23 protein-coding genes are annotated in these 25,634 nt (G+C 62.5%); 4 read left to right on the plus strand and 19 right to left on the minus strand.

The window, feature by feature from the left end; translation table 11 throughout:
* From H7007_RS04410 to H7007_RS04430, 5 genes are all read right to left on the minus strand, one after another.
* On the minus strand, nucleotides 1-897 hold an 897-nt coding region (locus H7007_RS04410; protein WP_287153375.1), incomplete at its 3' end, for an ABC transporter permease.
* Between the two features lies 1 nt (nucleotide 898).
* Nucleotides 899-1,861: an ABC transporter permease gene (locus H7007_RS04415; RefSeq protein ID WP_287153377.1), complete on the minus strand. Its 963-nt coding sequence runs from the start codon at nucleotides 1,859-1,861 to the stop codon at nucleotides 899-901.
* A 106-nt stretch (nucleotides 1,862-1,967) separates the two neighbouring features.
* Nucleotides 1,968-3,605, minus strand: coding sequence for a peptide ABC transporter substrate-binding protein (locus tag H7007_RS04420; protein ID WP_287153379.1), 1,638 nt, complete (start codon nucleotides 3,603-3,605; stop codon nucleotides 1,968-1,970).
* Nucleotides 3,606-3,964: 359 nt separating this feature from the next.
* A complete protein-coding gene (gene dut, locus H7007_RS13680) occupies nucleotides 3,965-4,432 on the minus strand; it encodes a dUTP diphosphatase (RefSeq protein ID WP_350340618.1) in 468 nt (155 codons plus the stop codon).
* Between the two features lie 754 nt (nucleotides 4,433-5,186).
* On the minus strand, nucleotides 5,187-5,966 hold the full coding sequence (locus tag H7007_RS04430) for a cyclase family protein (RefSeq protein ID WP_287153383.1): 780 nt from the start codon (nucleotides 5,964-5,966) through the stop codon (nucleotides 5,187-5,189).
* Between the two features lie 583 nt (nucleotides 5,967-6,549).
* On the opposite strand from H7007_RS04430, the gene H7007_RS04435 reads away from it, so the two are divergent.
* The gene (locus tag H7007_RS04435) at nucleotides 6,550-7,407 is read left to right on the plus strand and encodes a hypothetical protein (RefSeq protein ID WP_287153385.1); all 858 of its coding nucleotides are present in this window, start codon (nucleotides 6,550-6,552) and stop codon (nucleotides 7,405-7,407) included.
* A gap of 197 nt (nucleotides 7,408-7,604) precedes the next feature.
* Here H7007_RS04435 and H7007_RS04440 read toward each other — a convergent pair whose 3' ends face one another.
* The 10 genes from H7007_RS04440 to H7007_RS04485 all read right to left on the minus strand — a co-directional run bounded on the left by H7007_RS04440 (nucleotide 7,605) and on the right by H7007_RS04485 (nucleotide 18,828).
* Entirely contained in the window at nucleotides 7,605-8,015 is a 411-nt protein-coding gene (locus H7007_RS04440) for a response regulator transcription factor (RefSeq protein ID WP_287153387.1), read from the minus strand.
* A 543-nt stretch (nucleotides 8,016-8,558) separates the two neighbouring features.
* Nucleotides 8,559-9,635: a hypothetical protein gene (locus H7007_RS04445; RefSeq protein ID WP_287153388.1), complete on the minus strand. Its 1,077-nt coding sequence runs from the start codon at nucleotides 9,633-9,635 to the stop codon at nucleotides 8,559-8,561.
* A 26-nt stretch (nucleotides 9,636-9,661) separates the two neighbouring features.
* Nucleotides 9,662-10,369, minus strand: a complete 708-nt coding sequence (locus H7007_RS04450; RefSeq protein WP_287153390.1) for an ABC transporter ATP-binding protein — start codon at nucleotides 10,367-10,369, stop codon at nucleotides 9,662-9,664.
* Nucleotides 10,362-11,126, minus strand: a complete 765-nt coding sequence (locus H7007_RS04455) for an ABC transporter ATP-binding protein (protein WP_287153392.1) — start codon at nucleotides 11,124-11,126, stop codon at nucleotides 10,362-10,364. Before H7007_RS04455 ends, H7007_RS04450 begins: the two co-directional genes overlap by 8 nt.
* On the minus strand, nucleotides 11,123-12,106 hold the full coding sequence (locus tag H7007_RS04460; RefSeq protein WP_287153393.1) for a branched-chain amino acid ABC transporter permease: 984 nt from the start codon (nucleotides 12,104-12,106) through the stop codon (nucleotides 11,123-11,125). Before H7007_RS04460 ends, H7007_RS04455 begins: the two co-directional genes overlap by 4 nt.
* A gap of 12 nt (nucleotides 12,107-12,118) precedes the next feature.
* On the minus strand, nucleotides 12,119-12,976 hold the full coding sequence (locus H7007_RS04465) for a branched-chain amino acid ABC transporter permease (protein WP_287153395.1): 858 nt from the start codon (nucleotides 12,974-12,976) through the stop codon (nucleotides 12,119-12,121).
* Nucleotides 12,977-13,408: 432 nt separating this feature from the next.
* Nucleotides 13,409-14,605 (minus strand): ABC transporter substrate-binding protein, encoded by a 1,197-nt coding sequence (locus H7007_RS04470; RefSeq protein ID WP_287153397.1) that lies wholly within the window; start codon nucleotides 14,603-14,605, stop codon nucleotides 13,409-13,411.
* Nucleotides 14,606-15,072: 467 nt separating this feature from the next.
* A complete protein-coding gene (locus tag H7007_RS04475; RefSeq protein ID WP_287153398.1) occupies nucleotides 15,073-15,759 on the minus strand; it encodes a hypothetical protein in 687 nt (228 codons plus the stop codon).
* 38 nt (nucleotides 15,760-15,797) lie between these two features.
* A complete protein-coding gene (locus tag H7007_RS04480) occupies nucleotides 15,798-17,246 on the minus strand; it encodes a 4-hydroxyphenylacetate 3-hydroxylase family protein (RefSeq protein ID WP_287153400.1) in 1,449 nt (482 codons plus the stop codon).
* Nucleotides 17,247-17,946: 700 nt separating this feature from the next.
* Nucleotides 17,947-18,828 carry a Clp1/GlmU family protein gene (locus H7007_RS04485; RefSeq protein ID WP_287153402.1) on the minus strand — a complete coding sequence of 294 codons (882 nt, stop codon included), beginning with the start codon at nucleotides 18,826-18,828 and terminating at the stop codon, nucleotides 17,947-17,949.
* A gap of 612 nt (nucleotides 18,829-19,440) precedes the next feature.
* Between H7007_RS04485 and H7007_RS04490 the strand changes: the two genes are divergently transcribed.
* From H7007_RS04490 to H7007_RS04500, 3 genes are all read left to right on the plus strand, one after another.
* Nucleotides 19,441-20,022: an SGNH/GDSL hydrolase family protein gene (locus H7007_RS04490; protein ID WP_287153404.1), complete on the plus strand. Its 582-nt coding sequence runs from the start codon at nucleotides 19,441-19,443 to the stop codon at nucleotides 20,020-20,022.
* 36 nt (nucleotides 20,023-20,058) lie between these two features.
* Nucleotides 20,059-20,505: a VOC family protein gene (locus H7007_RS04495; protein ID WP_287153405.1), complete on the plus strand. Its 447-nt coding sequence runs from the start codon at nucleotides 20,059-20,061 to the stop codon at nucleotides 20,503-20,505.
* Between the two features lie 508 nt (nucleotides 20,506-21,013).
* Nucleotides 21,014-21,841 (plus strand): hypothetical protein, encoded by an 828-nt coding sequence (locus H7007_RS04500; protein ID WP_287153407.1) that lies wholly within the window; start codon nucleotides 21,014-21,016, stop codon nucleotides 21,839-21,841.
* 188 nt (nucleotides 21,842-22,029) lie between these two features.
* Here the strand turns inward: H7007_RS04500 and hypE are convergent, their stop codons facing one another.
* From hypE to H7007_RS04520, 4 genes are all read right to left on the minus strand, one after another.
* A complete protein-coding gene (hypE, locus tag H7007_RS04505) occupies nucleotides 22,030-23,049 on the minus strand; it encodes a hydrogenase expression/formation protein HypE (RefSeq protein ID WP_287153409.1) in 1,020 nt (339 codons plus the stop codon).
* Nucleotides 23,050-23,263: 214 nt separating this feature from the next.
* Nucleotides 23,264-24,352, minus strand: a complete 1,089-nt coding sequence (hypD, locus tag H7007_RS04510; protein ID WP_287153411.1) for a hydrogenase formation protein HypD — start codon at nucleotides 24,350-24,352, stop codon at nucleotides 23,264-23,266.
* A 24-nt stretch (nucleotides 24,353-24,376) separates the two neighbouring features.
* Entirely contained in the window at nucleotides 24,377-24,610 is a 234-nt protein-coding gene (locus H7007_RS04515) for a HypC/HybG/HupF family hydrogenase formation chaperone (RefSeq protein ID WP_287153412.1), read from the minus strand.
* 508 nt (nucleotides 24,611-25,118) lie between these two features.
* Nucleotides 25,119-25,634 (minus strand): Kae1-like domain-containing protein (locus H7007_RS04520; RefSeq protein ID WP_502754846.1); only part of this gene is annotated, 516 nt, incomplete at its 5' end.

Genomic DNA, 25,634 nt, shown 5'->3' on the forward strand with positions numbered 1-25,634 from the left:
CACGATGGCCGTCCCCGGGATGAACATCATCCAGGGATGGGTGTTGTAGAAGGGCAGGTACTCGGCGAGCATGTTTCCCCAACTCGGCGTTGGAGGCTGCTGCCCCAGGCCCAGGAAGGCCAGCCAGGCCTCGGCCAGGATAGCGCCGCCCACGCTCATGGTGGCGTAGACGATTATGGGCTGGATGGCGTTGGGCATGATGTGCCTCCAGATGATGCGGGAATGGGTGGCCCCCAGGGCCCTGGCCGCCTCCACGTATTCGTTCTCCTTCACGGAGAGGATGGAACCCCGGAAGATCCTGGCGATGGTCGCCCAGCCAAGGACCCCTATGGCGATGAAGACGTTTATCAGCCCCGGCCCCAGCACGGTCATGATGGCTATGGCTCCCAGCACGGTGGGGAAAGCGAAAAAGACGTCGGCGGAGCGCATGATCACGGAGTCCGCCCAGCCCCCGAAATAGCCGGCCAAGGCCCCGAAGAAGAGGCCGAGCACAAGGGAGATGGCCACGGCGACGATGCCCACTTCCACCGATATGCGGCTCCCGTATATGAGTCGTGAGAGTATATCCCGCCCCAGATCGTCCGTTCCCAGCCAGTGCTTCCCCGAGGGAGGCTGCTTCACGCCGCCGGGGGTCCTTATCTCCACCTGCTCGATGGGATCGTAAGGGGCCAGAAAGGGCGCGAAGATGGCCACCAAGACGAGGAAGACGATGATGGCCAGCCCTGCCATAGCCATCTTGTTGTGACGCAGCCGGTACCACACGTCCCTCCACAACGCCGTGCGCCCATGCACTCTCTCCTTCTCCAGCTCGGCCTCGAACTCCTCGACCTCAGGGCCCAGGAACTCCGGCTGTTCCTTGCCGGGGAGGTAATCCTCAGGTCTCTTCCTGTCCGTCAAATCAGGTCACCTCCGGGGCCTCCCCGAGGCGGATGCGGGGGTCGAGGAAAGCGTAAGAGATGTCCACGAGCAGGTTGATGGCCACGAAGATGAGCACCAGGATGAACACCAGGCCGATGACCATAGTGTGGTCACGCTGGATGACGGCGAAATACAGCTTATGGCCCACTCCCGGCCAGTTGAAGATCATCTCCGTGAGCACGGCCGCCCCGATGAGCACCCCGAAGTCTATGCCCAAGTAGGTGACCACGGGGATGAGGCCGTTCTTCAGGGCGTGCTTGTAGACCACCTTGCGCTCCGATAGCCCCTTGGCGCGGGCGGTGACGATGTAGTCCTGGCGCAGCACCTCGAGCATGGAAGAACGTGCCAGGCGGGCTACATAGGCGGTGGAAATCGCGGCCAGCGCCGTTGCGGGCATCACGTAATAGGGTATGGAGCCCAGAAGACCGGTGCCCGGGGGCGGGGCCCCCGAGGGAGGGAACCAGTGCAGCCACTGGGAAAAGAAAAGCTGCATGAGGCGACCGATCCAGTAGATGGGCATGGCCACCAGCACCGAGGTGCTGATGGTCACCAGCACGTCCAGGAAAGAGTAGCGGAAAACGGCGGAGATGACCCCGGCCAGGATGCCGAAGACGACGATGATGATCTCCGCGGCGATGGCCAGCTTCACTGACCAGGGCAGGCTCTCCCCGATGATCTCCATCACCGGCCTCTTGTAGGTGAAGGAGTCGCCGAGCTCCAGTCGCGGCAGGCCCTTGAGATATATCCAGAGTCGCGTGAGCCAGGGCTTGTCCAGGTTGAACTTCTGCCGTATGTTCTCCAGGGTCTCCTCCGAGGCGCCCTTGGGGGCGCGCATGCGGGCCACGTCACCGGGGAGTGAGGCCATGAGGAGGGAGATGACCAGAATGACTCCGATGACCACGATCACCGTCTGGTAGAACCTTCGCAGAATAAAAAGAAGCATCCTATCTCGCTGTCTCTCCTTCCCGCCCTTCCGGGCACCGATAAAATTTAGCATAAGTGAAGGGGGCCCGCAAGGAAACCCCGCAGGCCCCCCAAAACATCGTCGATTACTCGGTCGTGGCCGCCTTCTTAAAGTACACCAACTCCAACGGCGTGAGGTCGTCGGGCGTTCTGATGTACCCCCCGACCTTGTCGGAGTACACGCGTGAGGTCTTGTAGAACATCAGAGGGATGATTGGCGCGTCCTCCAGGATGAGCTTTTCCGCCTTGCGATAGAGCTCGATCCTCTCGTCCTCGTCGGGGGTGCTGCGGGCCTTGAGCAGAAGCTCGTCCACCTCGGGGTTCTTGTACTGGGTCATATTGTCCACGCCCGCGTTCTCCGAGTAGAAGAGCGGGTAGAGGAAGTTGTCCATGATCGGGTAGTCGGCCAGCCAGCCGAGGCGGAAGAAGGTTATCTGCTCTCCCTGGATGAGGTCCAGGTAGGTGCCCCATTCGTACCCCTCGATCTTGAAGGAGACACCCACGTCCTTGAGGTTGGACTGGATGAACTGGGCGATGGTGTCATGGCCCACGCCGGTGTTGTAACCCAGGGTGAGCTCGGGCAGTCCCTGGCCGTTGGGGTAGCCGGCCTCCTCCAGGAGCGCCTTGGCCTTCTCGGGATCATAGGTGTACTCCATGGCCCCGGCCTGGTAGCCAGGGATGCCCGGAGGCACGATTCCCGTGGCCGGCACGCGCTGGCCCTCCATGACCACATTGCACAGGGTCTCGCGGTCCACGGCGTAGTTGAAAGCCTGGCGCAGGGCCTTGTTGTCCTTCCACGGGGCCACGTTCATGTTGAAACCGTAGTAGTAAATACCCAGCATGGGCTTGAAGATGGCCCTCTCCCCATACTCCGCCGCTGCGGCCTCGAACTGCCCCTGCGGTATCTGGGCGTCGTGGAGGGTCCCCGCCTTGAAGTCCTGGTAGGCTGTCTCGTCGTCCTGGTAGATCTTGAAGACCACCTTGTCCAGGTGGGGCTTGTTCGCCCCGTAATAGTCGGCGAACTTCTCCACCACGATCTGCTGTTCGTGGGTCCAGCTCACGAACTTGAAGGGGCCGGTCCCCACGGGGTGCTCGCTGAAGTTCTCGCTGCCGTACTGCTCCACCACTTCCTTGGGGATGGGGGAGAAGACGGGGTGCGCGGTGTGATAGACGAAGTCCGCGTAGGGGTACTCGAGGGTCACCTCCAGGGTGTAGTCGTCGAGGGCCTTCACCCCGGCGAGCGAAGTGGCTGTCTTGTCCTCGTTGAACTCCTTGAAGCCCTTGATCGGGGACATGTGATAGGCTACCTCGCTGGCTGTGGCCGGGTCGCAGACGCGGTTCCAGGAATAGACGAAGTCCTGGGCCGTGCATTCCCGGCCGTTGTGGAACTTGACCCCTTTCTTGAGGTGAAAGGTGAAGACGGTGGCATCATCGTTCACCTCGTAGGATTCGGCCATGGCCGGGACCAACTCCATGGTCTTGGGGTCGTTGTCCATAAGGCCGTCGAAGATCTGCTTTCCCACCTCGATACCCTGGGATTCCTGGAGTTGTGCCGGGTCCAGGGATACGGGGTCGGCAGTGAGGCAGTAATTGAAGGTCCCTCCCTCCTCTATCTCCTCGACCGCCTTCTTCTCTTCCTTTCCGCAGCCCCCCATGGTCATGACCAGCCCCACGAGAAGGGCCGTGATCAGAACCGCGATGAGGATAAAACCGCTCTTTTTCATGCAGGACCTCCTTGGAGAATCAGCTCCCGCACCACGGGAGTTAAAACGGCGGCTTACCACTCGTTCAATCCCCTCTCTCACCCCCTTTTCGGATCACCTTCGCGGCATCCGGCCGCAAGTCAAATGCGGCAGGCGGATTCGAATCGCGGATTTACGCGCTTCCGCTCACCTCCCTCCTCGCGTCCACTCTCTCTCGTCTGAACAAGAACGACGTCCTCTTCGAGCTTCTTCCGGCCGTCACGATCCCTTTTCCCCTACGGCCCACGGTGTAATTATAGTTTTTTTAGCTCACCTTGCGCAAAACATAGGGTTCACACGGCATTAACCAAACCTCGAGCGGGCACGTTGGCGGTGACCCCTCATATGCCGGTGGAGCCGAACCCGCCCTCGCCGCGGGCCGTGTCCTCAAGCTCCTCCACCTCCAGGACCTCGGCCCTTTCCACCCTCTGGATGACCATCTGGGCGATGCGGTCCCCCTTTCTCACCCGGAAGGGTTCCCCTCCCAGGTTGACCAGGATGACCTTGACCTCCCCCCGGTAATGGCAGTCGATGAGGCCGGGGGTGTTGACGATGCTTATGCCGTGCTTGGAGGCAAGCCCGCTCCGCGGCTGCACGAAGGCGGCGTACCCTTCGGGCAGGGCCATGGCGAAACCGGTGCTTACGAGCGCCCTCTCGCCGGGCTGCAGCACCACCTCCTCGGCGCTGCGGATATCCAGCCCGGCGTCCCCGGGATGGGCGTAGGAGGGCAATTCCACGTCCGGGCGAAGCCGCTTGATGCGCAAGGGAACGGTCCCCGTGACTCGGTCGCTGACCCTCTCCCATTCCAACAGGGGGACGAGGTCGTATATCCCCAGGCGTTCCCGCAGCGCCCGCAACTCCTCCACCAGCCCCTCCCCAGACAGTTCCTTCACCAGGAGGCTTCCCTCCAGCTCCACCTGGAAGCCCTTGCCGGGGGCGAACTCATAGACCACACGGTAAACTCCCCTCTCTTTCTCCCGGTACCCGGCGCCTGCGAGATCGTAGGGGACGATCTCGTAATTCAGGACCGTCTCGCCCTTCAGCACCACCCGCACGCTTTCCGGATAGACGAAAATGCGGGGAGGGCTCGAGCGGTAGAAGCAGGGCAGGTATACGGCTGCGGGGTGTTCATTCCATATCTCTTCCAGCTTGTGCAGCATCCCCGCCAGCTGTACGTCCATCTTCGCCCTCTCCATGAAGCGTCCCTCCTCATGCGGCCCTGGTGGCCTTCCCGCGACCCCAACACGCTTGCCATCGAGTCATCCCAAAGGTGTCATCTTGTGCGTGCGGCCCTGGTGGCCTTTCCGCGACCCCAACATGAGATCTGGAACCCATGCAGATCACGGAGAACGATCGATCTGGCAACCATCACACGATTCACGCTCGCCGGCGCCACCCGAGAACCAACACCTCCCCGGAAGCGCTGGACCAAGCCTTCCCGGAATAAAATTCCTTGCTGGCCTTCTCCCTCCATCCCCTTGGAGATGACCTGCCGGCGTTTCATCGCCTCCGGAAACTCCCTCCATGCCCTTCCAGGGCCTGCCTTTCCCCGCTATCACGAAGTCACTCCTCCACCAGGGCCACCGCCCTTATCCACCCCGCGCTGGCCCTCTTTATTTTTATAGGGAAACAGAAGAAGGTGAAGCCGTAGGGCGGGAGCTGGTCGAGGTTCGCGAGTTTCTCGATGTGGCAGTAACCCTTATCGATGGAGGCGAAATGGCCTTCCCAGATGAGGGAGGAGTCCCCGGTCTCCTGGAAATCTTTGGCTATGATGGGAAGAGGGCGATCCCAGGACCAGGCATCGGTCCCCGTCACCCTTACCCCGTGCTCCAGTATCCAGAGGGTGGCTTCCCGGCTCATGCCGCAGCCCTTGACCAGGTACTCGGGCTTGCCCCAGTACTTGTCCGCGCCGGTCATGACCAGTACTATATCCCCCTCCTTAAGGCGGTAACCCATCTTCTGTAGGGTTTCCTCCACGTCCGCCGCCGTCACCCGGTATCCGTCCGGGAAGTGGCGGAAGTCGAGCACCACGCCGGGACCCATGCACCACTCCAGTGGCACCTCGTCGATGGTCAGGGCCGGCTCCCCCCTGTCCATGGTGGGATGGTAATGCCAGGGAGCGTCCAGGTGGGTGCCGGAATGGGTAGCCAGGGTGAGGATCTCCACCGCCCATCCCAGCCCCCCCGGAAGGTCCTTCTCCGGGTCGATGCCCGGGAAGAACTCGGCCATGGAAGCCGCCCCCGCTTGGTGATCCATATACATTATCCGGGGGATCATGGCCGGAGGGTCCGAGGGAAGCCCGTCCTCGATGGTTATGCTCAGGTCTACGAATCTCCTGCCCATCTCCAACCTCCTTCCAACCGTTCCGGGGCTTTGGCCGCCCCGGACCGACGCGACGCCCCCTCTCCGCATTCCCTGCCGTCCCGCCGCGCAACCGGCCGGGTCGCTCCGATGCGATTAATATAACCACAAACGGAGACAACGATAAACGCGCCACCTCATGCCTGAACATCGAGAGATAGCTCGCTTCGTCCTGTCTACCTTTCTCCTGTTCTGCCAGGCTTACAGAGTGGTCTCTCGGCCTCTTCAACCCGAAAAGCGCCTACCGAAACGATACCGATACGGCATTTCTCAAACCCTCCCGATTTCACCTTAACCGAATCTTAACCCTTGCCTAAGAGGGACTTAACGGCAGTGGTGGAGATTGTTAAACAGGCGAGGCGAATACTGGGGCGGAGCGCCGGCAGTGGCGGAGGGAGGCCCGATTAAAGGGGTCGCTCCCGTTTCTTGCCGGGACGGAAGTGGCATGGAGGCCCTCCCCCGAGGGCGAGGATCCGGATGGAGGTGAGGTCCAAGACGGTTACAGAAAATACCATTCAATCACGATATAAGTCAAAGATGTCGAGGATACGAAGGAGGAAAGGCCATGAAAGACCAACCTGTGGAAGGGAAGGTGAGAAAGAGGCGCAGGGTCAGGGCGCTGGTCATCACCGCTTCCATCCTCGGGGCGGCGGCGCTCGCGGTGGTCCTGGCGATAGCTCTCGGGATGGGCCACGGAGAAAAGGCGGAAAAACCCGAAGGTGATTCCCAGGAAGAGATCATGGAGACCTACGAGGAGGTCAAGGAGCAGGCGGAGAAGGCCATGCAGGAAATGGAAGACCTTTCCACAGAGGAGGCCACTTCCGATCCTGAAACTTACGAGCAGGAGCTGCAGGAGGCGGAGGAGGCCTTCGACGAGCTCTACAGGGAACTCGAGCAGGCCACGGACTATATGGTGGAGCTCGGCGAGGAATATGTGGAGCTGTACGACTACATCTGGGATTATTACGATTACCTCTACGACCTGACGGAGCAAGCGGCCCAGGAGATAGACTACCTCCTGGCTTTGGTCCCCTCCCTGGACCAGATCCAAGGGCTGGAGGAGACCGTCAAGCGCCTGGAAAACCTGCCCAAAGGTGGCAAGCTCGGCGAACTCTCCACCCAGCTGACGAAATACGCCCAACAGGCGCTCTCCGGTGTCCAGTCGGCCAAGCCGCCTGCCTCTATGGGCGCTTCCGGAGAGGAACTGACCGCTCTCTTCGAGGAGCTGCAATCCCTTGCCCAGAAGACCGCACAGTCACTCGCCGGCGGCAACACCTCGGCCATCCAGTCCCTGGCCGACGAGATAACCTCCACCATCGCCGACATCGAGGGGCAGCTGAGCTCCACCGCCGCCTCTCTCATCTCCAGCTACGAGGCGGTGGTCGGCCAGCTGGAGGCGGCCATAGAGTCCGCGCTTCCCTGAATGAGGTAAAAGTCGCCAGGCGCCCGGGGCCCCACACGCGGGTTCCGGGCATCGACTCTCCACGGCGAATGGCAGCATATGGGTTCGAGGAAATCCTCACCGAAGAAGTTGAAAGCTCGAGGGTTTTTGCCGGCGTCCCATGTGTCCCTCGAGCCTTCAACCGGTAAGGGGGGCTCCGTTAAAGATCTCTCCAAACGTCATGCTCCCATGACCTTTAAGACAGGCTTGCGGTCTTCTATCCCCAATATGTTCCTCACCATGCCCAACAGCATGTCCAGCTCGAATGGTTTGGTGAGGTAGTGGACGACACCAGCCTGGGCGGCTTTTTCCTTGAGCTCGTCGTAGGGGAGGGCGCTCAGGAAAAGCACCGGGATGTTGAAGGTCTTGGTGGATGAGCGAAGCTTCTCCACCACGTTGAGGCCGTCTCCGGCGGGCATGCGCACGTCCAGGACGATGAGGTCCGGGTGCTCCTTGTGGGCGCGCATGACCGCGGAAACACCGTCGAAGGCCGCGCATACCTCATAACCCTCGGCCATGAAGTTTATGCTCAGGATGCGCACCAGCTCCTCGTCGTCGTCCACGATGAGTATCTTCTTCCGCTCTTCCATCTCGAGCCCCCTTCCTCTGTTTCCACCGGTGCTTTCTCAATCGGAGACGAGGAAAACAACGCGTATCCCTCCGGAGGATGATTTAGGGGCGCCGGAAGTCCTGCCCGCACCACGAAGCAATTTGAACCTCAGCGCGGCTCTTCCCGAATTCGACAGGTGTGAGAAAAACCGAGCCGTCCTCGCACGGGACGACCGTCCGGAGAAGCACTTGGGGCAAGAAGCGGGTTGGCCCATGATGTGCGATCCGGCATCCATTACGGCGGTTTGACGGATACCGGGGACAATGCGAGAGCGGGAAAGAGCCTTTCGACCCCCCAAACGAAGGCGCTATCCTGAAGGACGGCCCGCATGAGCCAATGCGGCTTTAACCTCGAGGCTTCTTGTCCAGCGGGGTAATCCCTGAAAGCTGATAGCGGAGAGCAGGAGTGCTTACCGCTTCTGGAACACATGCTTCTTGTCCAGCGGGGTAATCCCTGAGAGCTGAAAGTCCCGGATGCCGGAAGGCTCGCCGATTCACACACCGGAGGCCCCACCGGGATGGGTTCAGCTGGCGGGGATCACCTCTATGCGCAGGTCGCCGCCATCCACCAGCTCCCACGAGGATTCGCCCTTTCTGCCGGTGGCCAACTCGAATATCCCCAGCGCCAGCCCCACCAGGTATTCGGGCAGGGCGGGATTGGCCACCACCGCCTCCATCCTCTCCGGGGACAGCGAGAGAGCGGTGAGCAGCCCCAGGCCTCGTATGGCGGCCCGCACCCGCAACCCCTCGAACCCGCTTCGCGCCTCCTCCACGCCCATGGCCCCCAGGGTGTTCCTGCGCTCCGCGTCGATGACCGTGGGGGTGACCCGCACCCCGAGCTCGTGCCTCAGTTCGTCGAATACGGCGCGCAGGGCCGCAGTGCCGAAGAAGGCCAACCTCCTGCCGCTCTCCGTATCCCGGATGATGCCCCGGGAGAGGTCCCAGGAGAAACGGACCAATTCCCTCGGCGCTCCGCATTCCGGACAGGGTGTATAGGCGAGGTCTCCCTCCCTGCGCGGCGGACCGTCCTGGACATGGAAGTACTCTTCCTCCAGCTTCTCGTCGCTCACGGTGACGTCGATCTGGTGGCGGCGCTCGTCGAGTGCCTGGTAGGTGAGGGAGGCCCACCTCCTCTCCAGGACCTCCGCCGCGCCCTTGAAGTCCCCGCAGAAGAGGGGGAGCGAATAGGGGTCCTCGATGAACACGGTCACCCTCTCCGGCCTTCCCCGACGGGGGTACTGCCCTCCGAGGGTTATCTTCCCGTAACCCATCACCAGCCCCTGAGCCTCGATGGCGGACATCAGCGCCCGGTAACCTACAAGGCGTGCGGCGAGGTTGACGTACCAGGGCAGGGTGCGGTGCAGGAACGCCCTGGTGGCCCGGCTCTTGGAGGCTATCACCAGCTCCCAGACATGCTCCTCGGTGACCCCCAGGGCCTCGGAAAGCGCTTTCCACATGCGGTCCAGGTTATCGGATTCGAAGAAGATCAAACGGTGCGCCGGATCCCTCACCTGGGTTATGGTCCCGTTGCCGTTCCAGCGCATGTTGCGCGAGACGCCCAGCGGCACCCCGCATCCCGAACAGGTCCTGATGGCTTTCATCTTCACCCCCCGTCCCGCAAGGCCGCTCAGGCCCCGATATAGGCTTTCTTGACCTCCTCGTTGCCGGCAAGCTCCCCGGCGCTGCCCTCGAGGACCACACGCCCGTTCTCCAGAACGTAACCCCGGCTGGAGATGGAGAGGGCCATGCCGGCGTTCTGCTCGGACAAAAAGATGGTCACCCCACGGCGGTTGATGTCCGCGATGGTCTCCATTATCCGCGTCACCACCAGGGGGGCCAGACCCAGGGAAGGCTCGTCGAGCAGCAGGAGGCGCGGCCGGGACATGAGGGCTCTGGCGATGGCCAGCATCTGCTGCTCACCGCCGCTCAGGGTGCCGGCATCCTGCTCGCTGCGCTCCTCGAGGATGGGAAAGAGCTCGAAGACCTCCCGCAGCGCGGCGGCCACCTCTTCCTTCTCCTTGTACCTGGTATAGGCTCCCATCATGAGGTTCTTCCTCACCGAGAGACGGGGGAAGAGCTTGCGGCCCTCCGGGCACAGGGAGATCCCCATCCTCACTATCTGGTCCGGCCTGCTCCTGCTGATGACCTCGCCCTGGAAGGTTATGCTTCCCCGCGTGGGCCTGATGAGGCCGCATATGGTCTTGAAGAGGGTGGACTTCCCGGCGCCGTTGGCCCCCAGCAGGGTGACCAGCTCCCCCTCTTCGATGCGCAGGGAGACCCCGCTTATGACCTCATGTTTGCCGATGTAGCAGTAGACGTCGTCCATCTCAAACATGGCACTCACCCAGGTATGCCTCGATGACCTCCGGGTTCTCGCAGACCTCCTGCGGGAGCCCGTCGGCTATCTTCACCCCGAAGTTCAGGACCACCAGGCGGTCCGCCAGTTTCATTATCATGCGCATCTTGTGCTCTATGACGCATACCGTCACGCCCCTATCGCGGATACGGGCGATGAGGTCGATGATGGCTTCCGTCTCCCCCATGCCCACGCCGCCCGTGGGCTCGTCCAGCAGGAGGAGCTTGGGCTCACCCATGAGGGCCACCCCGATGGCCAGCCTTTTCTGGGCCTCCTGGGGGATGGAACCCGCCGGCTGGTCGGCGTATTCCCCCAGTCCGGTGAAGGCCAGTACCTCCATGACCTTCTCCGCGGTCTCCCTCTTCTCCCTCCTGGCCCGAGGCGTCTGGAGGATCACGTCCCAGAGGCCGGAACTGGTGCGCATCCTCCTCCCGATGATCAGGTTCACGTAGACCGGCAGCTCCTCGAAGAGGGCGGTGGTTTGGAAGGTGCGGGCTATGCCCGCCTGGGCCACCCGGTAAGGCCTCCATCCCGTTATATCCCGCCCGTCGAAGATGATACGCCCCTGGTCCGGAGGGAGAAGGCCGCTTATGAGGTTGAACAGGGTGGACTTCCCGGCCCCGTTGGGTCCGATGATCCCCAGGATGGAGCCCGTCTGGACCTCGAAATCAACCTTGTTCACCGCCACCAGGCCGCCGAACATCTTGGTGAGACCCTCCACGCGGAGCAGGGTCATCCCTCCACCACCTCCTCCCCCGCCTTACGGCGTGCTCGATTCTCCTTCAACCATTTCCACAGCCGCTCGACCCCCCCGGCCACGCCGCGGGGGAAGAAGATGATGACCAGGATGAGGAGCAGCCCGAAGATGGCATACCGGTATTCACCCACTGCCTTCTCTATGTGCTCCAGAAGATAATAGAGCCCCATGGCTCCTATCACCGGCCCGGAGAGGGTGGCCGCCCCGCCGATGAGCACATATACCAGCAGGTTGAAGGAGTAGGTGTAGCTGGTGATCGTGTAGTCCAGGTGCCCATTCTCCAGGGCCAGCAGCGCGCCGGCCAGTCCCACCAGGAAACAGCTCACGGTGAAGGAGAGGAGCTTGTAGCGGAAGGCGTTGATGCCCACCGCCTCCGCCAGGCCCTCGTTGCTCCTTATGGACATGAAGGTCACGCCCAGAAGGGACTTGACGATCATGCGCACCACCAAAAGGACCAGGACCAGGGCGGCGAGCACGAAGTAATAGCGGGCCCACCGTTGCGCCAGGAACCCCGGCTTGGGTACCGCCTGTCCCTGGTATCCACCCGAGAGCCAGGTCCAGTTCTCGAAGACCTTGAAGACGATGACGTTGAAACACAGGGTCACGATGGCGAAATAGGGGCCGCGCGTGCGCAGGGAAGGCAGCCCGACCAACAACCCCAGGAAAGCGGGGACCAGACCGGCCACCAAGAGGGAGGGCCAGAAATTCCAACCCATCCTGCCGGTGAAGATGCCGAAGGCATAGGCCCCGATGCCCAGGAAGGCCCCGTGGGCCAGGGAAGCCTGTCCCGTGTAGCCGAGGATGAGGTTGAGGCTCACGGCAGCCACTGCCCAGGCCAGGGCCAGTGTGAGCACCCGGAGCTGATACTTCTCCAGGCCCAGCCAGGGCAGAGCCACGGCCAGACCCAGGACGATGAGGAGGAGCAGCGGTTTGGCGATCTTCTTTACCCTTTCCATCATCTACGTCCCCCCTCAATCCCTGCCCCGGAAGAGCCCCGTGGGCCGCACAGCCAGGATGATGATCAGCACCGCGAAGGCGAAGACGTCCTTGTAGGCGGAGGACACATAAGCGATGGCCATGGCTTCCAGGATCCCCAGCAGATACCCGCCCACGATGGCTCCCTGCATGCTCCCCAGGCCGCCCAATACCACTATGACGAAGGCCTTGAGGATGAGGACGCTCCCCATCTCCGGGGCGATGAAGGCCAGGGGGGCCATGAGCACCGCCGCGGCGGCGGCCAGGGAGGTGGCGATGGCGAAGGTGAGCAGGGAGATACGGTTGACGTTTATCCCCACCAGGGCGGCGCCCTCGCGGTTCTGGGCCACGGCCTCGATGGCCGTTCCCAGCCTGGTCCTCTTGATGAACAGGTGGAGGAGGAGCACTAGCAGGGCGGCCCCCACGATGACGATGAGCCTCTGCGCCTCCATGCTCACCCCGCCAACGGCGAAAACCTTGTCCACGGGCTTGGGGACGCTCAGGGACTTGGGCTGGATCGCCCTGACCATGGTCTCCAGGAAAAGTATGAGCCCTATGGCGGCGATGAAGGTGTTGATGTGCGGCTGGTCACGAAGGGGGCGGTAGACCAGCCTTTCAACGACGATCCCCCCCAAGGCTAGGGCGATCATGCACAGCGGAAGGGCCAGCCAGTAGTTCACCTTGGCCAGCACCATGAGGATGTATAGGAGGTAGGCACCCAGCATGTACAGGTGGCCGTGGGCGAAGTGGGAGATGTCCAGGATCCCGAAGATGAGGGTCAGCCCCAGGGCCACCATCACGTACTGGCTTCCGAGCTGGATGCCGATGATCAGCTGGTTCAGGAAAAAGGACAACCCGATCTCCCCTTTCCGCTGCCTAAAACCGCTTGAGCCTGAGTCTCTCTTCCCATGTATCCGCTTAAGAGGGCTTCGGCCCGGTTTCCGGTACCCGGCATCCCGGGGTCTCTTCACCCATGGAGAAAGCTTAATAAGCTCTCGCGAATAAGGTCATCCATCCACGCAGAGTCCCTCTTCGACCTTTTTCGCTTGCCTGTAAGGCCCTCGCAGGACGGGCCTATGCGAAACAGCCTGCTCCGTTCCGGAGATTTTATCTCTTTCTCGGAAAAAGGAACCCGGTACTTTACCTGAAGTCCTCGACGGGCTGTGGCGCCCTTGCCGTCTCAAGGGATGGGGCACAACTCGTTTTTCCCGAGTCCGCCGAGGATATGAACAGGGGGAAGCCCCGTGGGGCTTCCCCCTTTTTAGGTCTCCTGTGCTTTGCCGCTATTACTGCTTCCACCACTCCACGGGCTCACCGGCCTGGAAGGCACCCTTCTCCACGATCACCGAGGTCCCGGGCATGAACAGGGCCCCCGTCTGGTCGTTGATCCCCGAGAACTCCACGGGGAGTTCCTCGCCCGAGGTCACCGATACGTTGCCCTTGGCGAAGGCGGCGCGGATGGCGGCCACGTCGTCAACGCTCCCGGCCTCCTGCATGGCCTTGGCCAGGATGTGGAAACCGGTGTAGCAGATGGCTGCCTCCCAAGTGAAGCGCCGGTTGTACTCCTTCTCGAACTTTTCCATGACCTGGAGGGTGGCCGGCCATAGGGACTGGTCCACGGGGAGAACGCCGATGCAGCCCTCCAGCTTCTCCATGCCCGTGGTCTCCTCGATGATGTCCAGCTTGGCCTGGTCGATGACGATGAACCCGCCCTTGAAGCCCAGGCTGCGCGCCTGGTCGATGACCAGTGCCGTGGGCTCGGAAGGCCCGCCACAGAAGATTACGTCGGGGTTCTGGGCCAGCACCGTGGTCAGGTAGGGGGTGAAGTCGGTCTCCGTGTAGTAGCTGGCCGGCGCCTCGGCCACCACCGTGCCTCCCGCCTTGGTCCAGGCGTCCTTGAAGGTCTTGCCCCACAGCTCACCGTAAGCCCCGGTGGTCTGGAGCATTCCCAACTTCTTCCATCCCTTGGTCAGGGCCCTGGTTATCCAGTCCTTGACATAGACGGAGAACGGCGGGGGAAGGGTCACCATGTACTTATTGGGCTTTTGGGCGTAGAGGGGCACGCTGGTGTAGGCCATAATCAGGAACTCCTCGCCCGCCGTCTCATTGATCCCCATGAGGGACTGGATGGTGTTGGCGGTGGGATCCCACACCACCTTGATGTCTTCCTCGAGCACGAAGCGCTGGGCGTTGCTCAACGCCTTCTCGGGGACCATCTCGTCGTCTGCCGCCACCAGCTCGAAGACGTAGGTGGTGTCCCCGATCTTTATCCCTCCTTTGGAGTTGATCTCCGCTATGGCCATATCCAGGCCCGACTTGATGTCTTGCCCGTAACCAGCCCCGATGCCGCTCAGGGGAGCGGTGAGGCCGATCTTGACCACCACTTTCTCCCCTTCCGCTTTGCCCCCGCAGCCCGCGAAACCCATGAGCGCCAGGAGCACGGCCAGCACAAAACCCAGTGCCGCTTTCCACCGCATTCCCATCAACCCCCCTTTTCGCTCATCCGATTTTATACTCCTTTAAGCTGCACCGGCCCAAGCCGTTTGCATCCCTATCGGAATCCGCCCGCTCTCTACATCTCTGTTTTTCCTGCCGTCTCTTCCGAAAACGCTCTCCTCGGGGCCTTCCCGGAATCGCCGCCATCATGCCGTCCTCTCGACGGCAACCGGCCTTTTTCAGGCCACGCGAAAACAATTCCGAACCGCTTTGAACCTCTTGGGGGAGTTTTCCGCGTTCATGCTTTGATTCCCGCCCCGACCCGTCCCCGGACTTTTCAGTCAGCCTGCAGTGCGGAAAATCGTGGGTTCCACATCACCCCCCCCTCTCTTCCCCACACGGGAAGGTTGCGCCGTAAGCCATCCCCTTGCACGGTTGAAAGTATAGCATGTTTCGCTTATTAATTCAGCGGAGCAGATGAAAATCCTTCCCCCGTTCAATCGCATCCTGCATCTTAAGGCGCCCCGACGGGATGCCGCCGCATGATGAACCCTCCCTGTTGGGTATAAGGGGTGTAGACCTCCCATCCCGGGACCGCAAGATAGCTCCCGGTTATCTCCAGCAGGGATGAGGCTGTCCTCCCCTCCAGGCTTATCCGCAACGGCATCTCTGCCTGCCCCGCCCCGGAGCCGGCCTTGACCACGAGGTCAGCGTGGGCCTGGAAACTCCCGCTTGAGACGTCCCAGGTATAAAACCCTTCCCTCATCTCCAGCACGCTGCCGTAATCCGGTGGCAGGGCGAGGTTTCCGCGCTCATCGAGTAGGAGATGGCAGTTCTTGAGGGCGAAGGGCGCTCCTTCCATCTCCAGGACCCATCGACCGCAGACGCCCGGCATCTCCTCCCCGGGAGCGGCTTCACCCCAGCTCAAAGGGTCCGGAAAGTTGATGATCATCGCCGGACCGCCCTCTCCCGTGCCCGGCACCACGGTGAAGGCGCCTCCCCCTCCCGCCGTCTCTCCAGGCCCTGAACATTCGGCCTGCGCCTCCGGCGGTCTCGGCTCCTCCTGCGCCTCGGGCGGCGTTTCGCCGCTTCGCGACTCCCCCTCCCTTCCTCCCGGCTTTCCCGCCAGCAGGAAGACGACGACCGCGGCGCATGCCGCCAGTGCCACCAGGGCCAGAGGCAGGTATCTCCTCGATGTCAATAGTCCTTTACCCCCTGATCGAGCTGGAGTGTCCCCGATCAATCCAGGTCCACCAGGCGCTTCACCAGCCTCACCTTGTCCTCGAGGTCCGCCAAGCGCCTTATCATGATCCGCTGGGCCTGGGGCGAACCGGCCCCGTGGATGCTCTCGGTGAGGTAAGCGGCGGCACCGCATCCCACGGTCATGTTCTCTATGAACTTGAGGACCTTGATGCGGTCCATGGTGGGGATGTCCGCGGAGCCCCGAAGATATTTCTCTAGATAGGGCGCGATCTCCGGGTTCTCGAAGTCCTTCTGGGAGGGCATGGTCACCACAAGGCCGCCGGCTATGTCCTGCAGGAGGCGGGCGATCTCGAAGGGAAAGCGGGTGACGTTCTGCTTGCACACGTTGGCCAATAGGACATCCACGAGGTAACAACCGGACGGGGTGGGCACACCACGTGCGCTGCAGGCGATGCCGCAGGAGAAGAGGGTCTCGTTGAGGTGGATCATCTCCGTTATCTTGTCCCGCACGTGGCTGGCTCCCTCCACCCCCTGGTACACGGCGGCCAGCTGGGCGGCTCCCACCAGGACGTCCCCCACGCCCACCTTGCAGCCCCCGTAGCTCTGGCGGTGGTAAGCGGCGAAGCGTTCCACCACCTTCCCGCTCTGGTCGTACTCACCGCACATGAAGACCCGCTCCCAGGGCACGAAGACGTCGTCGAATATGATGAGCGCTTCCTGGCTTCCGTACTTCGGGTTTCCTACGTCCAGAGGACTGCCCTCCAGCTTCCGGGTATCCGAGGGCTGGCGCCCCAGCACGAAGGTTATACCCTCCGCATCGGCGGGTACGGCGAAGGAGACGGCGTAATCGGCTTCCTCTTTGCGCATGGCCGTGGTGGGCATGACCAGTATATGGTGAGAGTTAAGGGCCCCTGTCTGGTGTGCCTTGGCCCCCCGGACCACGATCCCGTCCGCCCTTCTTTCCACCACGTGCACGAAGAGGTCAGGGTCGTGTTGCTCCGCGGGGCGGAGGCCCCGGTCGCCTTTGACGTCGGTCATTGCCCCGTCCACCACCAGGTTCTCCTCCTGCACGAAGCGGAGGTATTCCTTTAGCCGCTCGTGGTACTCGGTGCCGTGTTCCTGGTCGCACTCGTAGGTCACGGAGTAGAGGGCGTTGAAGCCGTCCATGCCCACGCAGCGCTGGAAGCAGGTCGCCGTGCGCCTGCCCAGCAGGCGCTGCATGAGGACCTTCTTCACCAGGTCATCGGGGTTCTGATGGATGTGGGTGAAGCGGCTGATGCGCCCGCCCGTCAAGTGTGAGCTGGCGAAGAGGAGCTCCTCCGCCTCCGGCTCGTCGCCCCGGTTGTAGGTCTCGGCCATGGCGTTCATGGAGGGGCGGATCATGGGATGGTCCACCGGGTTCTCCACCCTCTCCCCCAAGAGGTAGATGCGCCTCTCCAGGGCGCGAAGGCTCTCCACATAGGCCTCGGGACTGTCGATCTTCATCGCCACCCTCCTCTTCCTGACGCTCCGCCTCCCAAACATACCTGCGCCTGCCGACTTCCTGAAGCAACGCGAGGGCCGGTCCGGGATGGGCGGAAAAACGACTTTCACGTGGTCCCATCACCCGCAAGACAGCGTATATTCATACTTCAAAGTGTATACCATCCGCTTCTCCTCTCGCATAACGGCCATCAACCCATCCCACCACGGCGTCTTTAGACCGCTCTTCTTCCCTGTTACTGCGTTTCAGGGTGAACTTATCAACGGAAGCCGGGCCCGCCGAAACCCGCGATCTTAACCTTCACCAGAAATATGACCGTACTAAAGAGTCCCTCGCATCCCCCGTTCTTTCCCGCAGCAGTATACCGGCCTAGGGATGTGTCGTCTCGCTTCCCGACCTCACCGAATTGCGGCGTTCTGCCCGGATTCATTTTCATCCCTTTAACAACAATATGACTCGGAGACCGTCGGATTCTCGCTTCCCGACCTCACCGAATTGCGGCGTTCTGCCCGGCTTCATTTTCATCCCTTTAACAACAATCTGACTCGGAGACCGTCGGATTCAGTCACCCAGGGAGTATCCTGAGAGCTATGTCAATGTAAATCCGTTGGGGGAATGCATTCCCGAACTCGGGCTGGTGCTTCCACAATCACACGGCTCAGGGAAACGGAGCCGGATCCGTAGAAATGCATCCCTGGTTGGTCAGGGTCGGAAGCGAAGGGAACCGTCCTCCTCAAGGACGGCGGGGCCCACGGAAAGGACCTTTATCTCCTCTTTATCTCCCTTGAAAGGACTCTGAAGTACCACGCTGTCCCCGTCTGAACGCAGAACCCGGGCCAGCGCCCTTGTGATCCCCGCTGCATCGTTGAGCCCCACGAGCCGGCCCTCGCTCAGGGCCTCTGTGGAGGCCGCGAGCCGCGGGGAGGTTGAGGCCACCTCCAACCCTCTCAAGTCGAGGGTCATCTCCTTACCGGCTTCGAAATAACGGTGGAAGAGCCCCCTCCGGTAAGCGGCCCTTTCCTCGCGGTTCCGCCGCCTAGCCTGCGGGGAGGGGGGGATTCTCAGGATTTCGCCGTAGGCGTCACGTTCCAAACCGCGGAAGATATGTTCCGTCTCCCCCTCCCGTTCCAGGACCACGAGGAGGTCGGGGCACAGGGTGCGTATCTTGCTGCGCTTGAGGAGTGCGGCCAGACCGCCCTCCACCATGCCCGAGGTGTCCACAAGAAGGATGTCGTATCCCATTTCTTCGGCCCGCTTTTCGAGCCGCAGCCCGGCCTCGACCACCGAGCCCACGTCGAAGGCCGGAGAGAGGAAGCCCAGGAAGACCATGGCCGCGGGGAAGAGAGGGTCACCGCTCTCCCCCCAGGGAAGCTGCAAACCCAGGCATCCTGGAGGGCCCACCGTGGACTGGCCCAGGTCGAAGTCCAGCACCCCCACCCTCTTCCCGGACCGCGCAAGCGAATCCGCCCAGCGTCGCACCAGGTAGGTCTTCCCGGTATCCGTGCCCCCCATGAAAAGCGCCTTGCGGCATCCCTCCTCCGCCAACCCGTGCGGCAGAGGAGGGATGGAGCCTTCAGTTCCCATCAGGTCCCCCCGCCCACTCCCAAATTCGTTTCCGTTAAGAAGAGGAGCCACGACGAAAGGCATCCCCGCACATGTTCACCGAACAACCCTGATCCCGCGCCTCTCTATTGACCATCCCTATTATATTTTCGCCTCCATGCATATCCACCGCGGGGTCGAAGAAGGAAAAGGCGGCAGGGACTCCGGCCAGATCCGCATACCCCGCATCAAGCCACCCTTTATTACGTGCGAACCGATGCCGGGGCCCAGGGCACGGTGAACCATGACCTCCCGTGTTATCATGAAGGCGCCGGGAGGAAGAGAACGCTTTCAGGACTTCAGGCGAGCGCCAGTGGCCACGGAAGAGGTGAACCGCCGGTCCTTGTGACCCCTCCCGCATAGGGTTCGGGGCAAAAGCCGGGGGTGACGGGGATGAAGGCAAGGGGGAGTAGGGGAGCAATAAGAACCTGCACTGCGTTTCTCGCTCTCTTTCTCGCGTTTTCCATCCCCGGATGCGGCAGGGTAGAGACCGGATTGAACGGGCGGCCACAAGAGACGAAGGAAGCCCCGTCGGACCAGCAGGAACCCGTCGAGGAAACGGCGGTCCCAGAGGAAAACGGGGCCCTCGTCCATATGTGCGGCCGTTCCGTTCTCGGCGCATGGTTCGAGCACTGGGGAGGGAGCCCGGACCCGGCCATCCCGGCACTTTTCCGCGGCTACGCGCTCCTCTACCACGAGATGGAGAGCCCGCCGCGCATAACCGGCTCCGCCCTTGGAGTGATAGAAGGGGCGGGAAGAGGAGATCCCCTCTTCTTCAAGCTATGCTTCGAGGATTTTGAGGGAGGAGACGAGGCGACGGCGCGCTCCAACCTGGAGAGGAACCAGAGGATTATCGAGACCGTCGTCGGAGCGGCGTCAAGAAAAGGCCTTCCCGTCCTGCTGGGAAACGCCCTGCCCATGGTAGCCGAGCACACCGAATACTGGCTGGTATGGAACCATCGCCAGTACAACAGGTTTCTGGAGCGGCTGGCTTCGGAACATCCCGGCCGGGTGTCCGTGGTGGACCTTTACGGAGTCCTGGCCTCACCGGACGGTAGCCTGCGGGCCGAGTACGCCCTGCAGCCTCAGGACTCCCACTTAAACGACGCAGCCTACGATGCCCTGGACGGAGTGCTCGAAGGAGCCCTCTACGGGCTACGCCACACCGATCACTGAAACATGACCCTTATGCTTGGAGGAAGGAGGACGAGCATGCACAACGTGGAGAAGCTGGATCACGTGGCCTTCGCGGTCAAGGACAAGGAGCTGGCGGCGGCTTTCCTCACCCGGGTACTGGGAGCCAGGGAGGTCATGGACATGGAATGGGGCGGTTTCCGCTTCACCTCTTTCCTCCTGGGCTCGGGGAGCATGCTGGAGCTGGTCTATTCCTCCGACCCCGACAACTTCGTCAATCGCTTCATCGCCCGGCGCGGGGAGGGGCTGCACCACCTGACCTTTAAGGTCAGCGACCTGGAGGCGACGGTGGAACACCTTCGTGCACAGGGCCTCAACCCCTTCGACATCAACACCTCCAACCCCCTGTGGAAGGAATGCTACCTTCACCCCCGCGAGGCCCTGGGGACCCTAATCCAGTTCGCCGAGTTCCCGGAGGAGGAATGGATCAAGATCTGGGAGCGGAACCAAATGGGAACCAAGTGAGATAGGGCCTCGGGGCGCATCCTGCGGGTTAGTGACACTCGAGTCCGCCGGGAAGGTCGCATGTTGCCTTGCCCCTGGCGGCAAGCGAACCGCACGACAATCCCGTGAGCGCCGGCGTTCCCCCGCTCTTGGATGCCCTGCGTTCGCCGCTGCCTCTTCCCGAGGACCCGGCTCCCGGCTTTTGAGCCTTTCCTCGATCGACTAAAGAGCGCGTCTTTCTTGCCGAAAATAAATGGAAGTTTAGGCCTGTCCGACCCCGGAAACAGACGATGGCGATTTTCATGCGCTTCCATCGCCATGAGCCACGGGCAGGATGACGACTTAGAAGCGCCTAGAGTCGTTATAGTACGATGCAAGAGGTCGCATGGACCTATGCGACGGCGTTGAAAGCGATAAGGGCGTGGAAAGAGGCCATTGATATCTTCCCTCTTTTTGTTGAGTGCAAATCGGCAACAAGGCCGACGCCCGCAATCGGACCATGAATCGCACGCGAGGAGGTGTTGAGGCCATGAAAGAATGTAGGGCCTCATGGCTGCAACTGGGCATCGTAATAGCGCTGGTTTTTTTCTCCGCGGCCTTTTTGCTCTACACTTTGGCCTTCTACGGATACCTCAATCCTGAAGGCAGGGCCTGCGTATTCCTCTTCGACCTCCTTCCGGTCATTGCAGCAACCTTCTCCGTAGCCGCCGTCCTTGCGCTATTAAGGAACTTCAGGAAAGGGGATCCGCCGCGGCTCATTTGGCGGCTCATCCTCGTCTCCCTCGTCCTGGACCTGGGAGCCGAGTTCGCCTGGTTTGTCTATGAAGTCCTCGCCGGGACGGAAGTCCCTTACCCCTCTTTGGCCGATGCCCTATGGCTGGCCGCCTACCTGCCCTTCATCGCCGCCCTGGCCCTGGTCATCTCCGGTTTCCGCAGACTGGGGCTTCCCATGAGGAAGGGGTACGCGGCTGCGAGCCTGGCTCTTATAATCGGCATACTCGTGGCCATAACCCTCTTGGTCACCCTTCCAATATTCACGGATGCCGAAGCCTTTCTTCTGGACAAGGCCATCAACCCCGCTTACGTCTATCTCGACTTCGCCCTGCTGGCCTTGGCCCTGGTGGTGGCCATGACCTTCTCCGGGGGGCCCCACGGGGGGCACTGGTTCTTGCTCTCCTCGGCGTTCATGTCCTTCTCGGTAGCGGACATCATCTTCGCCTACTTGAGCTGGCAGGGGCTTTATTCCTCCGGAAACCACATCGACCTGTTGTGGCTGTGCGGATACCTGCTCATGGGGATAGCCGCCTTAAACCAGAGGGAGATACTCCTCCAGGAAAAGGTGAGATTCGTCGCCTGAACCGCGGCCCGTCGCGCGCCACACGCCGGGCCTGATAAGAATCGGCGGCTTCCCTTACGAGCATGGGCCTATTCCGGGAATGGCGTCAGCGGCGATATGGCGCCGGCAGCAAGTCCGCCGAGCCGGTCCCCCAGATGATGGCAGCGATGGACGGGGTAAGCTCGACCGCGAGGGGCGATTCCACTCCCTCAGCATATGCGCGGGAAGTGTTCTCCGGAGGGCATGCGCAGCAGCCGTGACGAACCCAGAGGGGTGAGGAGGGAGACCTCGCCTCCCCTTCCTTCCAGGACGCGGCCTATGACCGCAGCTTCCCTACCCAGGGGATGGGCGCGCATGGCTTCCAGCACGGCGGGCGCGGAGCTCTCGGGCACGGCGGCCAGCAGCTTTCCCTCGTTGGCCAGCAGCAGGGGGTCCAAGCCCAGCACCTCGCAGAAGGCCCGCACCTCCTCCCGAACGGGTATGTCCGCCTCCCTGACCTCCAGGGCCACCCGGGAAGCGGAGGCCATCTCCTTGAGAGAGGCTGCCAGCCCTCCGCGCGTAGGGTCCCTCAGAGCATGCACCTCGCCCTCCCCGAGCATGGCCTCCACCAGCCCGTTCAGGGGAGCACAGTCCGATTCCACCTCCGTTAGGAAACCGAATCCCTCCCTGCGGCTCAGGACCGCCGTCTCGTGGTCTCCCACGCTGCCGCTTACCAACAGCATATCGCCGGGTCGGGCTCCCCGGATGGATACTTCCCTACCCGGGGGGATGATCCCCACGCCGGAGGTGTTGACGTACATGCCGTCGGCGGCTCCCTTCTCCACTACCTTGGTGTCCCCGGCCACCACGCGGACCCCGGCCCTCTCCGCCCATTCCCCGGCGGAACGAAGGATTCTTTCCAGAACCTGGAATGAAAGCCCCTCCTCCAGGATGAGCCCCATGGCCAGGTAGAGGGGCTTCGCGCCCCGCATGCAGAGGTCGTTCACCGTGCCGCATACCGCCAGTTTCCCGATGTCGCCACCGGGGAAGAAGAGGGGTTTGACCACGAAGGAGTCCGTGGTGTACGCCAGGCGGAAACCGGGCTTGGCCTCGTCCAGGAGAAGGGCGGCGGCATCCTCGGCGTCCGGGCAAGCGCTCCTCCCCAGGGCGGGGAAGACCACCTCTTCCAGGAGGTCCAGCATGCGGGAACCCCCCGCGCCGTGGGCCATGGTGATCACCTTATCCGCCATACCGTTCTCTCCCGTCTCCCCTGACCGCGAAAGGCCTCCGGGCACCCCGGTGGCGCGCCCCCACCGATACCCGCCGCATGACCTGCCGCTTTCAACTCCTCGGTGAACCCCATACGTACTCTTCCCTGCGGACCGCACTGGAAGCGGGGAGGGCCACCTCGTCCGAGAAGCTCGCAACGCGATAGGCCCATGCGCCGTGGGCGAGCTCATCGCCTCATTCCCTGCCCCCTTCCTCATAGAGGTAATAGGAGGCACAGGTCCCCTCGCTGGAGACCATGCAGGGCCCGAATGGGGAATCGGGATTGCAGGCCCGCGCGAAGAGGGGGCATTCCGGCGGCCTTATCCTGCCGCGTAGGACCTCACCGCACCGGCAGCCGCTCCTCTCCCCGACCTCCGGGACCTCTATGTCCCAGGTCCCCGCATCCAGATCCCGGAACTCATCGCGCAGTTCCAGGCCACTTCCGGGGATCACTCCCAGACCCCTCCATTCCGCATCCGTTTCCCGGAAGACATGAAACATGGTCTCCCGCGCCTTCCGGTTCCCCTCCGGGCGCACCGCCCGGGAGTACTCGTTGACCACCTCCGGCTCCCCCGCCGCCTTCATGCGCAAAAGCAGGTACACAGCTCGCAGGATGTCCGCGGGCTCGAAGCCGGAGACCGCGCATGGGATTCCGTATTCCCGGGGCAGGAAACCATAGGCCTCCGTACCCAGCACCACGCTGACGTGACCGGGGAGCAGGAATCCATCTATGGCAAAATCTTCCATGTCAACCAAAGCCTTAAGCGCAGGTGGGATGAGCTTATGCAGGCTGAGCAAGTAGAAGTTTCTCAGGCCCTCTTCCCTGGCGCGCAGTACCGTCGCTGCCACAGTGGGCGCGGTGGTCTCGAAACCGACTCCCAGGAAGACCACCCGGCGGTCCGGGTTCTCCCTCGCCAACGTCAGGGCGTCCAGGGGGGAGTACACCACCCTGACCGCGGCTCCTCTGGAAGACGCTTCCAATAGAGTTCCCTGCGGGCCCGGAACGCGGACCATGTCTCCGAAGGTGGCCAGTATCACCCCCTCCAGTGAGGCCAGAGCCACGGCCCGCCCCATGTCCCTTTCCGAGGTCACGCAGACCGGGCAACCCGGTCCGGAGACCAGGTCCACCTCGGGAGCCAGAAGTGGGCGTATCCCGGAACGGGAGATGGCCATGGTGTGGGTGCCGCACACCTCCATGAGGACGGCGCATATGGAAAGCTCCTTTATCTCCCGGAGCTGCCCCTCCACGAGCCGCAAGGATCGGTATTCGTCGAGGTATCTCATGATTCGGTTTATCCTTACTCGTGCCTATTCGTAGAGCGGACCGTATTCCGCGGCCTGCTCGAGGACGGCCAGAGTCTTCTCCGCCTCCTCGCGGTCCACCTTCTCGATGGCGAAGCCGGCATGCACGAGCACGTAGTCGCCCGCCTCCACCCCGTCCATGAGCATGAGGCTCACCACCTTGCGGACCCCGCCGATCTCCACCAGCGCCGTCTCGTCCTCCCGCAATTCCACCACCTCAGCGGGTATGGCCAGGCACATGTCCCATCCTCCCGTCGCTTTTCAAGACTTCCTCTCCATCTCCCGGACCCGCAAGCCCTCCGTGCCGGGACGCCCTGAAGTCCCGGCCACGAATCAGGGCCGCTGCTCCGCCGTCCCGGTCCGCGGTCCGTACTCGCCTGGGACAATCCCGGTCCCTAACCTAGGCCCCGCTCTTCCCCAACGCTCCTCTGAACATTCAACTTCGGAGCCTTGGCCCAGAAGGGCCCCTCCCCGGCAGAGCGAGGTACCGGGGTGCCGCTCGCCTTCCTTTTAAACGTCCCGGGCGAAAAAGGTCTTTCTTCCCCGGCCGCCACCATCCTATCGTTCCCGGATGGATCTCCTCCGATCACGGGGATATTATAGCCGCCGTTCCGCTTTCCCCCGCCTGCCGTTCCCTGGAACTGCTCGGCTCATCCACTCGGTACCGGTGCCAGGCCCCAGAACACGTTCCCGTCCGCCGCAAGCGTCAAGGGACCGGGGCTGCCGCCTCCCCTTACGCCTCTCGGCTTCACCGTCCGGCACCGCCATCCCTCTCCCGACGGCTGGCCGCCGCCACCGCTTGCCCCAGGGAAATGCCGCCGTCGTTGCAGGGGACCCTGCGGTGCAGCAGGCACCGGAAACCCTCCGCTTCCAGGAGCTCCGCCACCAGGGGGGTGAGCAGCCGGTTCTGGAAGACGCCCCCGCTGAGGGCCACCCGGTCCAACCCCGATCTCTCCCTCAGGATCCTGCACATCTCCACCACGCCCCTGGCCAGCGCGGCATGAAAACGGGCGGCTACCTCCGCCGGTCCCCGGCCGGCTTCCAGATCCTCGAGGACAGCGAGGACCAGAGGGCGGGTATCCCAGACCACCAAGCCCTTCCCGGCCTCGATGTCCAAGGGATAGGACCTTACGCGAAGAAAATGAGGGGCTGTGGAGGCCAGCGCCTCCAGCTCGCAGGCCGCCTGGCCCTCGTAATGAGCGCGAGTCCTCAATCCGAGGATTGCGGCCACGGCGTCGAAGAGGCGGCCGGCGCTGGATGTGCG

It is taken from the genome of Candidatus Solincola tengchongensis, from assembly GCF_015711935.1.
Lineage (GTDB): Bacteria > Actinomycetota > Geothermincolia > Geothermincolales > RBG-13-55-18 > Solincola_A > Solincola_A tengchongensis.